At 71.4% G+C, this 13,682-nt stretch carries 12 protein-coding genes; 3 read left to right on the top strand and 9 right to left on the bottom strand.

The window, feature by feature from the left end; translation table 11 throughout:
• From ACFWBW_RS26210 to ACFWBW_RS26200, 3 genes are all read right to left on the bottom strand, one after another.
• Complete coding sequence (locus ACFWBW_RS26210) at window positions 1-681, bottom strand: AIM24 family protein (protein WP_266912721.1); 681 nt, start codon at window positions 679-681, stop codon at window positions 1-3.
• Window positions 682-710: 29 nt separating this feature from the next.
• Window positions 711-2,357: a TerD family protein gene (locus tag ACFWBW_RS26205; RefSeq protein ID WP_385376900.1), complete on the bottom strand. Its 1,647-nt coding sequence runs from the start codon at window positions 2,355-2,357 to the stop codon at window positions 711-713.
• Between the two features lie 139 nt (window positions 2,358-2,496).
• A complete protein-coding gene (locus tag ACFWBW_RS26200) occupies window positions 2,497-3,036 on the bottom strand; it encodes a M48 family metallopeptidase (protein WP_243336065.1) in 540 nt (179 codons plus the stop codon).
• A gap of 298 nt (window positions 3,037-3,334) precedes the next feature.
• Here ACFWBW_RS26200 and ACFWBW_RS26195 point away from each other — a divergent pair, with 298 nt between their 5' ends.
• A complete protein-coding gene (locus ACFWBW_RS26195; RefSeq protein ID WP_385376896.1) occupies window positions 3,335-4,441 on the top strand; it encodes a TOMM precursor leader peptide-binding protein in 1,107 nt (368 codons plus the stop codon).
• A 5-nt stretch (window positions 4,442-4,446) separates the two neighbouring features.
• On the opposite strand, the gene ACFWBW_RS26190 is transcribed toward ACFWBW_RS26195, so the two are convergent.
• On the bottom strand, window positions 4,447-7,566 hold the full coding sequence (locus ACFWBW_RS26190) for a tetratricopeptide repeat protein (protein ID WP_385376894.1): 3,120 nt from the start codon (window positions 7,564-7,566) through the stop codon (window positions 4,447-4,449).
• Between the two features lie 223 nt (window positions 7,567-7,789).
• Here ACFWBW_RS26190 and ACFWBW_RS26185 point away from each other — a divergent pair, with 223 nt between their 5' ends.
• Window positions 7,790-9,121 carry an ABC1 kinase family protein gene (locus ACFWBW_RS26185; RefSeq protein WP_385376891.1) on the top strand — a complete coding sequence of 444 codons (1,332 nt, stop codon included), beginning with the start codon at window positions 7,790-7,792 and terminating at the stop codon, window positions 9,119-9,121.
• Window positions 9,122-9,148: 27 nt separating this feature from the next.
• Here the strand turns inward: ACFWBW_RS26185 and ACFWBW_RS26180 are convergent, their stop codons facing one another.
• The 5 genes from ACFWBW_RS26180 to ACFWBW_RS26160 all read right to left on the bottom strand — a co-directional run bounded on the left by ACFWBW_RS26180 (window position 9,149) and on the right by ACFWBW_RS26160 (window position 13,018).
• On the bottom strand, window positions 9,149-9,355 hold the full coding sequence (locus ACFWBW_RS26180; protein WP_243336061.1) for a hypothetical protein: 207 nt from the start codon (window positions 9,353-9,355) through the stop codon (window positions 9,149-9,151).
• 111 nt (window positions 9,356-9,466) lie between these two features.
• A complete protein-coding gene (locus tag ACFWBW_RS26175) occupies window positions 9,467-9,799 on the bottom strand; it encodes a hypothetical protein (RefSeq protein WP_254384046.1) in 333 nt (110 codons plus the stop codon).
• Complete coding sequence (locus ACFWBW_RS26170; RefSeq protein WP_214949242.1) at window positions 9,796-10,167, bottom strand: WhiB family transcriptional regulator; 372 nt, start codon at window positions 10,165-10,167, stop codon at window positions 9,796-9,798. Before ACFWBW_RS26170 ends, ACFWBW_RS26175 begins: the two co-directional genes overlap by 4 nt.
• Window positions 10,168-10,335: 168 nt before the next feature.
• Window positions 10,336-10,683 (bottom strand): hypothetical protein, encoded by a 348-nt coding sequence (locus tag ACFWBW_RS26165; protein WP_385376887.1) that lies wholly within the window; start codon window positions 10,681-10,683, stop codon window positions 10,336-10,338.
• 169 nt (window positions 10,684-10,852) lie between these two features.
• Complete coding sequence (locus ACFWBW_RS26160) at window positions 10,853-13,018, bottom strand: ATP-dependent DNA helicase UvrD2 (protein WP_385376884.1); 2,166 nt, start codon at window positions 13,016-13,018, stop codon at window positions 10,853-10,855.
• A gap of 218 nt (window positions 13,019-13,236) precedes the next feature.
• Here ACFWBW_RS26160 and ACFWBW_RS26155 point away from each other — a divergent pair, with 218 nt between their 5' ends.
• Window positions 13,237-13,497 (top strand): mycoredoxin, encoded by a 261-nt coding sequence (locus ACFWBW_RS26155; protein ID WP_385376881.1) that lies wholly within the window; start codon window positions 13,237-13,239, stop codon window positions 13,495-13,497.
• Window positions 13,498-13,682: the final 185 nt, after the last annotated feature.

Here is a 13,682-nt window from a genome sequence, read left to right as displayed (position 1 = left end):
TCAGCCCCGGGCCCGGAGCCGGTCGGTGCTGTCCTCGCTGGGCTGTACGACGACGATGCCCTGGCCGGAGAAGGCCATCTGGTAGGCCTCCCCGCTGCCCCGGCCGAGCATGGACGAGGCCTTGAAGCTGCGCTTGCCCTTGACCTTGAGGTTCGGGGACCAGGCGACGAGCGCGTCGGGGTCGACGTACGTCTCGTCGTCGCCGCGGCCGCAGTCGACCACGATCGGCGTGCCGCGCGAGGTGATCGCGACCCAGCCGGTGCCGGCGACCGACACGTTGAACAGGCCCTGGCCGGCGAACTTGGCCATGCCCTTGACCCGCTCCACGCCCCACTGGAGGTGGGCGTCGAAGGCGAGCAGGTTGGTGCCGTTGACGGAGAGCGAGTCGTTGTTGAGGTTGATCACGACGACGTCCGCGCCGTAGTCGGCGAGGTAGAGCAGGCCGTCGCCCGTGCACTTCATGAGCGGAGCGCCCTCGCCGGTGAGCCACTGCGAGGCCATCTGGCGGACGGCCGGCGGGTTGGGCTCGTACTGCACGAAGCCCTCGTAGGCGACCATCGATCCGGTGCGCGCGAAGAGGTCCTGGCCGCTCTGCATGGCGACCTTGAGCATCGCGCGGCCGTGGTTCTCCATGCGGGCCGTGACGGGGGTCGGGGCGTAGCCCGCGAGCTGCTGGTTCATTGCGTTCATGGCATTCATGTGGGGCTCCCTCAGACCTCGTACGGCTGGACGACGATGAAGTTGCCGGGAGCGCCGCGGAACTGGAGGTTCACGGTCTCCCCGCTGTGGCCGGGGTAGGCGTTGCGGCGCAGCCGGACCTGGCTGGAGATGATCACCTGGGAGGCGGCCGACCACGCGACTATGGCGTTGCTGTCCGCGAAGGTGGTCGGGGTGACGGGCAGGACGACGGGCACGCCGTGCGTCTTGACGATCACCGTGCCGGTGCCCTGGAACTGCATGGTGAACAGGGCCCCGCCCGGGATGCCGTGGCCCTCGATGCGGCGGACCTCGTGCTGGAGCGACTCGTCGAAGGCGAGCACGTTCTCGGCGGAGACGCAGATGGCGTCGCCCTGGAGCTCGATGGCGTGCAGGTGGGCGCCTTCCTCCGCGAGGAAGACCTGGCCGCGGCCGGCGCAGCGCATCAGCTGCATCTCCTGGCCGGTGGCGTTGCCGACGACGCGGCCGGCGAAGCCCGCGCCCTTGTAGCTGAAGTCGACCTTGCCCTGGTAGAGGACCATGCTGCCCTGGCGGGCGAGGACGGCCTGGCCGCCCATGGCCAGGTCGACGCGCATGAGCTGCTGGTTCTGCGGGGTCCACCGGGCGCCGGTGGGGGCTTCCTTGTACGGCTGGAGGGCGGCGGCGAGTCCGGCGCCGGCGGCGGGCACCGCCTGCGCGGGCTGGCCGTAGCCCTGGGGCTGCTGGCCGAAGCCGGGCTGCTGGCCGTACGGGGGCTGCTGCTGGCCGGGGACCTGGCCGTACGAGGGCTGCGGCTGCTGCCCGTACGGCGCGGGGGCCGGGGCGGGCGGCGGGACCTGCCCGTAGGGCGCGGGGGCGGGCGGGGCCAGGGGGGCGCCCATCGGCGCGGCCATGGTGGGGGCCGCGTGGACGGGCTGCTGGTACGGCGCGGGGGCCGGGGCCTGTGCCGGGGCAGGGGCCTGCGGCGGGGCCTGGGCCGGCGCTTGGGCCGGCGCGCCGAAGGAGGGCGCCGGGGCCGGGGGCTGCGCCTGCGCGGGAGCGCCGAAGGAGGGCGCCGGGGCGGCGGCCTGCGGGGGCGGGGCGAAGCCGGGCGTCGCGGCCGGGGCCTGCGCCTGCGGTGCGGGCTGCTCCTCCTCGGCGACCTCGCCGCCGAAGTTCTGGAGCAGCGCGGCGAGCCCGCCGTCGAAGCCCTGGCCGACGGCGGCGAAGCGCCACACGTCCTTGAGGTAGAAGTCGCCGATCATCAGCGCGCGCTCGGTGCTGAACTCCGAGCCCGAGAAGGAGTACCGGACGACCTCCTCGCCACCCGCCACGATGCGGATGTAGCCGGGGCCGATCTGCGACATCTGCCCGGCGCCGTCGATCGAGGCGGCGAAGGAGAGCTTGTGGATGTTGGCCGGAATGCGGTCCAGGGTCACCCGGAAGGATTCCGTGTCGCCGGCCTGCGTGCCGAGCTGCTGGATGGACTCCTCCGGCGACTTCGGCTGGTTGAAGAAGACGAAGTAGCGGTCGTCCGAGAGCTGTTCGTTGACGTCGAGGCCGAAGCAGCTGATGTCGATGGCGAGTCCTGGCCCGGCGATCTGGACACCCACATAGAGGTCTGTGCCCGCTGTCAGATCACTGATTTTGGCCTTGTGACCGCGTTGGAATTCCCTGGCCATACGTAAGACCGTCCCCCATCCCGACTGTGAATGCGTGCCGCTCAGGCTAACGGCAACCTCGGACATCCGGCCAAGTCGGTACCGACCCGGTACATATCACGAGGCGTGACATGACGGGTATATAGCGGACAAATATGGATCATTCCTCGCGGGCGGCAGGGACTTTCGGCAGGCGTTCCGCGGCGACGACTCCTTCGAGGTACCCGCGCGCCCGCTCGGTGCGCGGGTACGCCTCCAGGAGTTCCCAGAAGCTGGGACCGTGGCCGGGCACGAGGAGGTGCGCCAGCTCGTGCAGCAGCACGTAGTCGACGACGTACTCCGGCATGCCCTGGATGCGGTGCGAGAGCCGGATGCTGCCTTCGGCCGGGGTGCAGGAGCCCCAGCGGGTGTTCTGATTGGTGACCCAGCGGACCGTGCGGGGGCGGGCGCGGCCGCTGAAGTACTGCTCGGACAAGCGCTCGGCGCGCTCGGCGAGTTCCGCGTCCCCCAGGGTCCGCTTGCTCTCCTGCGCCGCCAGCTTGTCGAGCATGACGCCCACCCAGCGCTGCTCCTCGGCCTCGGACATCCGGGCAGGGATGAGGACGACCGTACGGTCACCCTCGCGGTAGGCGGATACGGTCCTTCGGCGGCGTGCGCTCCGGCGGACTTCGACGGCGCGCTGAGGTGGATCGGCGGACACGCCATGACGGTACCCGCTCGCCACGGCGGAAGTCCCGCCCCGCCCTGGGTCTGACACGAACCGATGCGCAGTCGGCGGCACGGGCGCGACAAAGAACGCCCACCATTCATTTCATATACCTAATACCCCTCGCCTGTGGACAAACTCATGCAGGCCTTTCGCCAGCCGGGCAATCTTGCGGAAAGCGACGCGGACCCGGCGGACCCGGCAATCAAGCGAACCGATCGAACTGATCGAACCGAGCGGATCCAAGGGAATGCGGCGCGCGGAACGAACCGTGAATCGAGGGAGGACAGCGATGTATCCGAAGGTGAAGCCGGCGCTGGCACGGGCCTGGCGGGATCTGCAGACGGTGCAATTCGGTGTGACGCCCGCACATGCGGTGGTGCTCGGACCGGTGGACACGGCGACGGGCGCGCTCCTGGACCTGATCGACGGGACGCGGGGCATGGACTTGCTGCGGTCGGAGGGCAAGGGGATGGGGCTCCCGGACGGCCTGGTCGACGAGGTGGTGCGCAGGCTGGCGATGGCCGGGCTGCTCGACGACGCCACCGCGGGCGGCCCCCGCGCCCAGGCGGTGCGGGACCGCCCGGAGACCCTGGAACGGCTCGGCCCGGATCTGGGGTCGCTGTCCTTGGTCCGCCCCCGGCCGGGCGGGGACTTACAGGGGGTCGCCGCCCGCCGGGTGATACGGGTTCAAGTGCGCGGGAGCGGCCGGGTGGGCGCGGTGATCGCCTCGGTCCTGGCGGGAGCGGGCATCGGCCGGGTCGAGGTGCTCGACGGGGGCCGCACGCAGCCGGCGGACGTGGCGCCGGGCGGTCTGGGCCCCGGCAGTGTGGGACGGCTGCGCGCCGAGGCCGCGCGGACGGCGGTCCGCGACGCCGCCCCCGGACGCGGGCCGCGGACCGGGGAGAGCGAGGGACCGGAGCCGGGGCTGGCCCTGGTGGTGGTCGCGCCCCGTGACGGGCTGCAGTCCTGGGCCCCTGATCCACAGACGGCGGCCGACTGGGTCACCACCGGCACCCCTCACCTGTACGCGGGGGTACTGGAGGGGACCGGGCTGGTGGGACCGCTGGTCCTCCCCGGAGCCACGGCGTGCGCCGGCTGCATGGAGCGCGACCGGATCGACCGGGACCCGGCCTGGCCGCGCATGCTGGTCCAGTGGCGCTCGGCCCACCGCCGCCGCACGGCCGCCGCCTGTGACCTGGGCCTGTCCACCGCCGTGGCCGGCCTGGCCGCGGCCCACGCCCTGTCCTTCCTCGACGGCGAACTCCCCGCCTCCACCGCCACCCGCTGGGAGGCCTCCCTCCCCACCCTCGACTGGCAGTCCACCCCGGTCCACCCGCACCCCGACTGCCCGTGCGCGGCGGCGAGCGTCCCGGCGGGGCAGGGGGTGGGGGCATGAGGGGGCTACTGGGGAAGCGCGGCGATCCGCTCCTCGACGACCTGGCAGTACCGCGCGATGCGGGTCTCGGCCGAGGGGACCACGGGGACGAGGCTGCGGAGATTGACGATCAGCGCGCGCAGCTGCCCGGGGAGCGGAGCGGCTTCCAGGAACTCCGCGAAGCGTTGCTCGGCCCGCTCCCCATCGGACCTCAGGCAGTGGGCGAGCAGAAGACTGTCCGCTTCGAGGACACCCGGCACCTCGGCATCAGGAGCGCTCCGCAGTTCCACCACGCGCGTCAGGTGGCGGTCACGGTCCGGGTGTCGGAGCACGGCCATGACAACGGCCATCTCGTAGTGCGTCCACGCGTCATCGGGGTCGAGTTCGATGGAACGGGCGAGGTCGGCGAGCGCCTCGTCATAGTGGCCGAGCAGACGGTGGGCCAGACCGCGGGCCGTGAGCGTGGAGGCGCTGGTGGGAAGGATCTCGACCGCGCGACCGTAGTCGGCCAGGGCCTCCTCGTACGCGCCCAGCATGCGGTGGCAGTCACCCCTTCGTCTGATGCCCCAACCCTTCTCAGAGCTCAGGTCCTGGAGCCGGTCGTAGTCCGCGAGAGCCCGCTCGAATCCGCCGAGCTTCACCCACGTCATCGCGCGCAGGAAGAACCCCAACGGCTCGTCCGGCTCGTGGGCGATGGCGCGATCGAAGTCGCTCAGGGCCTCGTCGTATCGTTCCAGCGACAGGAAGACCTGGCCGCGGCCGGTGTGGGCCCAGCCGTAGCCCTGGTCGAGTTCGATCGCCCGGCTGTAGTCCGCCAACGCGGCCTCGTGTTGCCTCAGTTCGCGGTACGCGTCGGCTCTCCAGGCAACGGGACGGGCGTCGTCGGGCCTCAGCTCGACAGCCCGCGTGAAGTCGGCCAGGGCCTCTTCGTACCTCTCCACCTTCCGGTGGGCGAGGCCGCGGCGGAGGAAGGCCGAGCCGTCGTCCGGGGAAAGTGCGACGGCCTGCCTGTAATCGTCGAACGCCTCCTCGTAGCGCCCCATCGACTCGAAGGTGCCGGCCCGATGCACCAAGGTCTGGGCCGCGTCAACGGGTTGGGTTGCGAGGGCGCGCGTGAAGTCGGCCAGGGCTTCCTCGTATCGGGCCATCGCGTGATAGGTGGCGCCGCGGTCCGTGAGCGCCTGCTGATCGTCCGGGACGAACTCCATCGCACGGTTCAAGTCGGCCAGGGACTCTTCGCACCTGTCGGCCCAGCGATACAGCATCCCGCGGCTGACCAGGCTGGAAACGTGGCCGGGATTGATTTCCATGACCCGGGTGTAGTCCGCGATCGCCTCGTCCTCGCTCGATGTGAGCAGGTGGGTCACTGCCCGGCCGAGGTAGGCACGCTCGGCCCCCGGGTCCAGGGCAAGGGCCTGGGTGTAGTCGGCAACGGCCTGCGCGTAGTCCTCTGCGAGGCGGCGGTCCCGGCCGCGCAGGGTCAGGGCCAGGGACCTGTCCTCGGGAGCGAGGCCGGCCCGGGTCAGGAGGAGGGTCAGAACCGCGATGCCCGGGGCGGGCTGGTCCAGGGCCGCGCGGAGGTCCTCGGACCAGCGGGTCAGGGCCTGGGAGTCCGTGTCGCGGGCCGCGGCGGCCAGTGCCGCGACCCAGCGGTGGAGGGTGGTGATGTCGTGGTCGTAGGCGTCAACCAGGTCCCGGAGGACGGCCGGGAGGGCTGTGCGTGGGTCGGCGCAGAGCCGGTGGTAGGCCTCCTCCAGGCGGTGGCCGCGCCAGGTTTCGTCCGACCACCAGCCCTCGGACGGGGCCGTCGCCTCCTCCAGGTGCTCGCGGCGCCGCCGGAAGGCGTCGGCCAGCCGGGTGTGGAGCTGCTCCCAGCGGATCGGGGACTGCCTGCGCTGCAGGCGGAGCATCGCGCTGCGGACCACCTCGTGGTAGCGGCAGTGGCCCGAGCGGTCGGTGACGAAGGGCATCGACCGGAGCCAGCCGAAGAGTTCGGCTGCTTCCTCCTCGACCGCGGCCCGGAAGACGTCCTCGTCCAGCTCCTGCGGAAACGCGCAGGCCAGGGCCGCGGCCCGGCGGGCGGGGTCGGGCACCCACTTGAGGAACCGCTCGACGGCGGTGCCGCTGGGGTCCCCGATCTCCTCCACCTCCTCCACCGTGCCCGGCTGTGTCTCGGCCAGGGTGGAGACCAGGACCGGGAGGCGTCCCGACAGGCGCAGGATCACCTCGACGACCCGCTCGTCGGTGACTCCCTTTCCGGTGAGGAGGAGGCGTGCCTCGGGCTCGGTGAAGACCTCCAGCGGCCAGTCGGTGACCAGATCGTGCCAGTCCTCCCAGGTGCGGGCGGCGAGCTTCGACTGTCCGGCCAGGGTGACCAGCACGTTCGCGGGGAACTCCCCGTAGCGTTCGCTGCCCAGCACGTCGCGCAGCCAGGTGTCCAGCATCGGGCCGGTGCGCTCATAGGTGTCGAAGAAGAGCACGATCCACGGGTGTTTGCGTGCCACCTCGGCGAGCTCTTCGAGGAACACCGGGGTCAGCGTGTCCAGTGGGGAGAGGACCAGCTCGACGTCGCCGTGGTTGCGCAGCCGGGTGCTGAGGAGGGCCTTGGCCCGGTCCGCGCCGGCGGCCACCTGGTGGGGGTCGACTGCGCCGGTGAACGCGCCGACGCCCGGGATCAGGCCGAGCCCGGCAAGGCCGAGCTGCGAGGCGATCATGCTGGAAGGGGACGGGGGCGGGGCGCCCGCGGTCACCGGGTCGGGCCCGGTGGCGGCCGCGAGGAGTCCGGCGTCGGCCTCGTGGCGGCGCTGGCGGTAGGTGGTCAGAAGCTTGTCGAAGCCCTTCATGGCCAGGCCGCGCTGGGCGAACTGGGCGCTGACGAGCTCCATCGTCTCAATGGCGTCCGCGACCGACTCGTCCACGTACGCGGTGACCGCCCCACCTTCGCGCGCGATGGTCTCCAGGTGCCGTACCAGGGTCGACTTGCCGACGCCGCCGGGGCCGCGGATGTGGAAGAGGAACTGCGCCGCTTCCTCCGGGGGTTGTCTGAGGGCGTCCCGGAAGGCACTGACCTCGCCCTGCCTGCCGATGAAGCCGACGGAACGGCGCCGCCGGATCAGTTCCTGCCTCGAAGGTCTCCGCCCCGCCATCCCCAGCTCCTCCACCGGCATTACGCGGCCCGCTCCACCGCCATGCTGTCCCATGGGTGCGGCCGTCGTCTGCCGACCGGCGGATTCACCCAGGGTTCCGGGCAAGAGACTCGGGCGGGGTGGGCGCGGAGGGTCATGACAGGATGCCTTTGGCCGGGAAGGACTTCGGGGGACTCCCCCGAACGCCGCTTCCGGCTCAGCTGTCTGGGAATTGGAGGGGCTCATGTCTGATCTTCCCCGGAAGGCGGTCACCCGTACCGTCAAGCTGGCCGCGCTGCCGCTCGGCATAGCGGGCCGGGCCACTTGGGGGCTCGGCAAGCGGATCGGCGGCAAGTCGGCGGAGATCGTGGCGCGTGAGCTCCAGCAGCGCACCGCCGAGCAGCTGTTCCGCGTACTGGGAGAGCTGAAGGGGGGCGCCATGAAGTTCGGCCAGGCGCTCTCGGTCTTCGAGTCGGCACTGCCCGAAGAGGTCGCCGGACCCTACCGGGCCGCACTGACGAAGCTGCAGGAGGCGGCCCCGCCGCTGCCCGCGGCCACCGTGCACCAGGTGCTGGCGGAGCGGCTCGGCGCGGACTGGCGTGATCTGTTCGAGGAGTTCGAGGACAAGCCCGCCGCGGCGGCCTCGATCGGGCAGGTGCACCGGGCGGTGTGGCACGACGGCCGCCAGGTGGCGGTCAAGGTCCAGTACCCGGGGGCCGGCGAGGCCCTGCTGTCGGACCTGAAGCAGCTGAGCCGGTTCGCCGGACTGCTGGGGCCGCTGATCCCGGGCATGGACATCAAGCCCTTGATCAAGGAGCTGCGCGACCGGGTCTCGGAGGAGCTGGACTACGAGCTGGAGGCCGAGGCCCAGCGGACGCACGCGGACGCCTTCGACGGCGACGAGGACGTGGTCGTGCCGGACGTGGTGCACCAGGGCGACCAGGTGCTGGTGACCGAGTGGATCGAGGGGACCCCGCTGTCGGAGGTGATAGCCGACGGCACCCCGGAGGAGCGCGACCGCGCCGGACAGCTGCTGGCCCGGTTCCTCTTCTCCGGCCCCGCGCGCACCGGGCTGCTGCACGCCGATCCGCACCCGGGCAACTTCCGGCTGATCTCCGGGGCGGACGGTCGGATGCGGCTGGGCGTACTGGACTTCGGGACGGTCGACCGGCTGCCGGGCGGCTGGCCCAAGCCCATAGGCCGGTCGCTGCGGATGGCCCTGGACGCCGATGCCGAGGGGGTCTACGGACACCTGCGCGCGGAGGGGTTCGTGCGCGAGTCCATCGAGCTGGAAGCCGACGCGGTGCTCGACTATCTGAGGCCGATGCTCGAACCGGCCGAGGCCGATGAGTTCACCTTCACGCGGACCTGGCTGCGCGGTCAGGCCGCACGGATCGCCGACCCCCGCTCCCCCGCGCACCAGTTGGGCCGGCAGATCAATCTGCCGCCCTCCTACCTGCTGATCCACCGGGTGACGCTGAGCACCATCGGGGTGCTGTGCCAGCTCGGCGCCACGGTCAGGCTCCGCGAGGAACTGGACTCCTGGCTGCCGGGGTTCCTGCCCGACGAGGGCTGAGCCGGGCGCGCGGTCCCGGGCCGGGGCTCACCACCAGGCGGAGTCGAGGCGGCCTTCGATGGCGCGGAGGTTCGCTCGCGCGCAGTCGACGCAGAAGTACTGTCTGGTCCCGTTCTCGACGGAGCAGGTCCAGGTGGGCGGGGCGCCGGCCGGGGACTGGGCGCCGCAGCGCGCGCAGACGACGGGCGGGGCCTCGGTTCCCGGCGGGGCCGGGTGGGGAGTCGGCTGGTCCACCTCCAGACGATATCCCCGCGGGGGCCGGCGGACGCTCCGCAACGCACCGGGGGACCGGCCCCTTCGGGCCGGTCCCCCGGTCATTTCCTTCGAGCCGGCTCCAGCTCTCTCTTAGTGCATGACGGCCATGGCCAGCGCGCGCCGGGCGCGCAGCGAGACGCGCTCGGCTCGACGCTGCATGCGCCGCGCGGCGACCAGGCGCACGGCGCGACGCTCGGCGTCGACCTCACGCATGCGGTCGTCCATATGGGCACGAGCCATGGCTTCTGGGATGAGTTGCATTTCGCGGGTCCTGTTCTGACGCGAGGTGATCGCGCCGGCGGTGATGAAGTCTGCGGTGGCGGAGCCGTGCGGCTGCTCGCTCGTGGTGGCGTGGGGGGACATGAGGGCCTGCTTCAGGGGGTCGTGCGTGAGGGGGCGGTCGATGGTTCCGTTGGCGGTCATGCCGCAACAACCGGGTTCTTGCGCGGACGGCCACGGGGACGCTTCCGGGCGACGACGACACCCTGGACGAAGAGCTCGCCTCCCCAGACACCCCAGGGCTCGCGGCGCTCCAGCGCACCGGCGAGGCAGGCCTCGACCAGCGGGCAGGTGCCGCAGAGGGACTTCGCGTACTCGACGTCGGCCGGGGACTCGGCGAAGAAGACCTCGGGGTCGTAGGTGCGACAGGCGACGGGGACGCCGAGGTTCTCGATGGCGTCGTCGAGCGCGGTCAGCGCGGTGAGGGGAGTCAAGGTGGAGTCCTCCGGGACTGCGGGCGGGGAGAGGGTCTGGGTCTTCGGTACGGACGGGGCGTGCGCTTCGAGTTGCACGGTGGTTTCTTCCTCGTCTTGTTCGTCTAGTCGTTCCGGCCGGTCGGCCGGGGGCGGCTGGGGTACCTCGCCCCTTCGGTCCGTCGTCCCCTGTTCGGGGACAAACAGAAGGGCCGCGGATCCCGGGTGGGGTTCCGCGGCCCTGAAGGCGCCTGCCTGATCGTCAGATCAGACTGGATCACTCCAGGGTTCGAGCCCGCGGTAGGCCCACATCAGGTGGTGCTGCTTCTTCGTCTGCTTCGTCTGGGATCCGGCACCGGCTGCGGCCGCAAAGGCATAGGCGCCATGCGCCTGGGCTTCTGCTGCCAGTACTGCCACCGGTGCCTTGGTCCGTCGCTCATTGCGCTCACTGACCGGCAGTGCGGCGGGCAGGACGGGGCTGTCAGCGCAAATGACGGACAGACCGGTACCCGGCAGAGCGGTACCCGTGAGGGCGAGGAGCGTGGAGGAGCCGAGCGTGCAGGAAGCGACAACCGAGCGATCGGTCATTTTGGTGGTGGTGATGAAGCTGGTCACTGGTTTCGCCTCCTCTCGGCGTCTCGGGGACTTCGGCCCGAAGGCCTCATCCCATGCGTATTCGGATAAGTACAGCACGGATCAGGGGCTTCGGAGAAGCCACCGTTTCCGTTGCTAAGAACCTATGGGGCTTCGCTGGGCATGTGCAAACTATTTTTACGACGAGTTTCTACGCGTCGTCAGGATCTTCCGTCCCGGGCTCCCCACCTGCACAGATGGCCAGCACGTCGGCTCCGTACCGCTCGAGCTTCCGGGCACCCACTCCGGAGATCATCGAGAGCTCTCCCTCCTGCGAGGGTGCGGCCTCCGCGATGGCCATCAGGGTCTTGTCCGTGAAGACGCAGTAGCCGGGCATGCCCTGCTCCTTCGCCTGGACCGCGCGCCAGTCGCGCAGGCGCTCGTAGAGGCCTTCGTCCATGTCCGAAGGGCAGTCCTCGCAGCGCATCAGTTTCAGCTCGCCTGCGTCGGTCAGGGTCTTGCGGCAGACCCGGCACACGGCCGGACCGCGGCGGCCCCGTTTGCGGGCCCCGGGCTCGACCGGACCGCCCGGGCTGCTTCCCGGCGCCAGGGAGCCCGGCCTCAGGCCGTTCAGGAAGCGGCTGGGCCGTCGGGACCCGCGGCCGCCGGGAGTCCGGGAGAGGGCCCAGGAGAGCGTCAGGTGGTGCCGGGCGCGGGTGACGCCGACGTAGAGCAGCCGGCGCTCCTCCTCGACCTGCTCGTCGGTCTTCGCATAGGTGATCGGGATCATGCCGTCGGTCAGGCCGACGAGGAACACGGCGTCCCACTCGAGGCCCTTCGCCGCGTGCAGCGAGGCGAGGGTGACGCCCTGGACGGTCGGGGCGTGCTGGGCGGCCTTGCGTTCGTCCAGCTCGACCGTCAGGTCGGCCAGGGTCGCGGACGGCCGGCTGCGGGCGAAGTCCTCGGCGAGCCGGACCAGCGCGGCCAGCGATTCCCACTGGTCGCGGACGGCGCCGGAACCGGCGGGCGGTGCGCTGGTCCAGCCGGTGGAGCTGAGCACGGCCCGGACCTGGGAGCCGAGCTCCACGACGTCGTCGAGCAGCCGGTCGTTGCCGCCGGAGCGGGCGGCTCCGCGCAGGGCGAGGATCGCCTTCTGGACCTCGGCGCGCTCGAAGAAGCGCTCGGCTCCGCGCAGCTGGTAGGGGACCCCGGCGTCGGCGAGGGCCTGCTCGTAGACCTCGGACTGGGCGTTGATGCGGTAGAGCACGGCGATCTCGCCCGCCGGGACGCCGGCCTTGACGAGGTCCCGGATCCGGTGGGCGATGCCCTCGGCCTCGGCGGGCTCGTCCGCGTACTCGGCGTAGACCGGGTCGGGGCCGGTCTCGCGCTGGGAGACCAGCTCCAGGCGGTGCTCGGCGGCTCGGCCCTTGGCCTGGGCGAGGAGCCCGTTGGCGAGGTGGACCACCTGGGGGGTGGAGCGGTAGTCGCGGACCAGCTTGACCACGGTGGCCTGCGGGTACTTGGTGCGGAAGTTCAGCAGGTGGTCGGGGGTGGCGCCGGTGAAGGAGTAGATCGTCTGACTGGCGTCGCCGACCACGCAGAGGGTGTCGCGCTCGCCGAGCCAGAGGTCCAGCAGCCGCTGCTGGAGCGGGCTGACGTCCTGGTACTCGTCGACGACGAAGTGCTGGTACTGGGTGCGGATCTGCTCGGCGATGTCGTGGCGGTCCTGCAGGATGCCGACGGTGAGGAGGAGCACGTCCTCGAAGTCGATCATGCCGCGGTCGCGCTTGAGCTGCTCGTACGTCCCGTAGATCTGGGCGATCTCGGCCAGGTCCCGGGGTGCCTCGCGGCCGGACTTGCGGGCGGCCGCCGGGTAGTCGGCGGGAACCGTCTGGGTGACCTTCGCCCATTCGATCTCGCCGGTGACATCGCGCAGCTCGCCCCGGTCGAGTCGGATGCGGCAGCGCGCGCCCGCCTCGGAGACGAACTGGATCTTGCGCTCCAGCAGCCGGGGCACGTCGCCGCCGACCGCCTTGGGCCAGAAGTACTGGAGCTGGCGCAGGGCGGCGGAGTGGAAGGTCCGTGCCTGCACCCCGCCGGCGCCCAGCTCGCGCAGGCGGCCGCGCATCTCGCCGGCGGCCCGGTTGGTGAACGTGACGGCCAGCACGCTCGCCGGCATCAGCTGGCCGGAGCGGACCCCGTAGGCGATGCGGTGGGTGATCGCCCGGGTCTTGCCCGTACCGGCGCCCGCGAGCACGCACACCGGCCCGCGCAGGGTCGTCGCGACCTCGCGCTGCTCCGGGTCCAGGCCCAGGAGCACCGCGTCGGCCGAGTCGGCGCCGGGCGTGAAGGATGAGGAGTGCGTTGCTGATGTCACCCCGCCATGCTGCCAGGTCTCGTGGGGAGGCCGGGAAATCCGTCCACAGGCCGCCCGCGCTCGTCCGACAGGAACATGGTCGTACCGGAGCGGGGGCGTACCCGGCCTGGGGCGTACCGGAGCGGGGTACGGGCGCTCCGGGAATGGGGGCGCGGTCCCGTACGTTCAAGCACCTGGGCCGATCGGGCCAACGAGCACCCACGAATGGAGAGCGCAGCATGCAGGACGCGGGAACGGTCACGATGTACAGCACGACCTGGTGCGGCTACTGCCGTCGGCTGAAGAGCCAGATGGACCGGGAAGGCATCGCCTACACCGAGATCAACATCGAGCTCGACCCCCAGTCCGCGGCGTTCGTGGAGAAGGCGAACGGCGGCAACCAGACGGTTCCCACCGTCCTCGTCACCTCCGCGGCCGGCAGCGAGTCGGTCATGACGAACCCGAGCCTGGCCCAGGTCAAGCAGGCCCTCGCCGTCTGACGTGCTGAGCACCACGCACGGAAAGCCCCCGCCGAGGCGGGGGCTTCTGCGTTTCCGGGGCGGGTCCGGTCAACCGCCCTGTTAGCGTCCCCCCTTGATCAAGGGGGAAGGAACGACACGTGACGACTACGACCGTGTTTCGCATCGGCGGGGATCTGGAAGTGCGCAGGCTCGGATTCGGGGCC

The organism is Streptomyces sp. NPDC059957 (assembly GCF_042730015.1).
Lineage (GTDB): Bacteria > Actinomycetota > Actinomycetes > Streptomycetales > Streptomycetaceae > Streptomyces.
Note: the sequence above shows the minus strand (reverse complement) of the source record. Positions and strands in the feature narration are given on the sequence as shown.

What these genes read in the sequence shown, in the direction of transcription:
- ACFWBW_RS26210 (WP_266912721.1), bottom strand. Translation starts at nt 681, where the DNA reads ATGAACCAGCAGCTCGCGGGCTACGCCCCGACCCCCGTCACGGCCCGC.
- ACFWBW_RS26205 (WP_385376900.1), bottom strand. Translation starts at nt 2,357, where the DNA reads ATGGCCAGGGAATTCCAACGCGGTCACAAGGCCAAAATCAGTGATCTG.
- ACFWBW_RS26195 (WP_385376896.1), top strand. Translation starts at nt 3,335, where the DNA reads ATGTATCCGAAGGTGAAGCCGGCGCTGGCACGGGCCTGGCGGGATCTG.
- ACFWBW_RS26190 (WP_385376894.1), bottom strand. Translation starts at nt 7,566, where the DNA reads ATGGCGGGGCGGAGACCTTCGAGGCAGGAACTGATCCGGCGGCGCCGT.
- ACFWBW_RS26185 (WP_385376891.1), top strand. Translation starts at nt 7,790, where the DNA reads ATGTCTGATCTTCCCCGGAAGGCGGTCACCCGTACCGTCAAGCTGGCC.
- ACFWBW_RS26175 (WP_254384046.1), bottom strand. Translation starts at nt 9,799, where the DNA reads ATGACCGCCAACGGAACCATCGACCGCCCCCTCACGCACGACCCCCTG.
- ACFWBW_RS26155 (WP_385376881.1), top strand. Translation starts at nt 13,237, where the DNA reads ATGCAGGACGCGGGAACGGTCACGATGTACAGCACGACCTGGTGCGGC.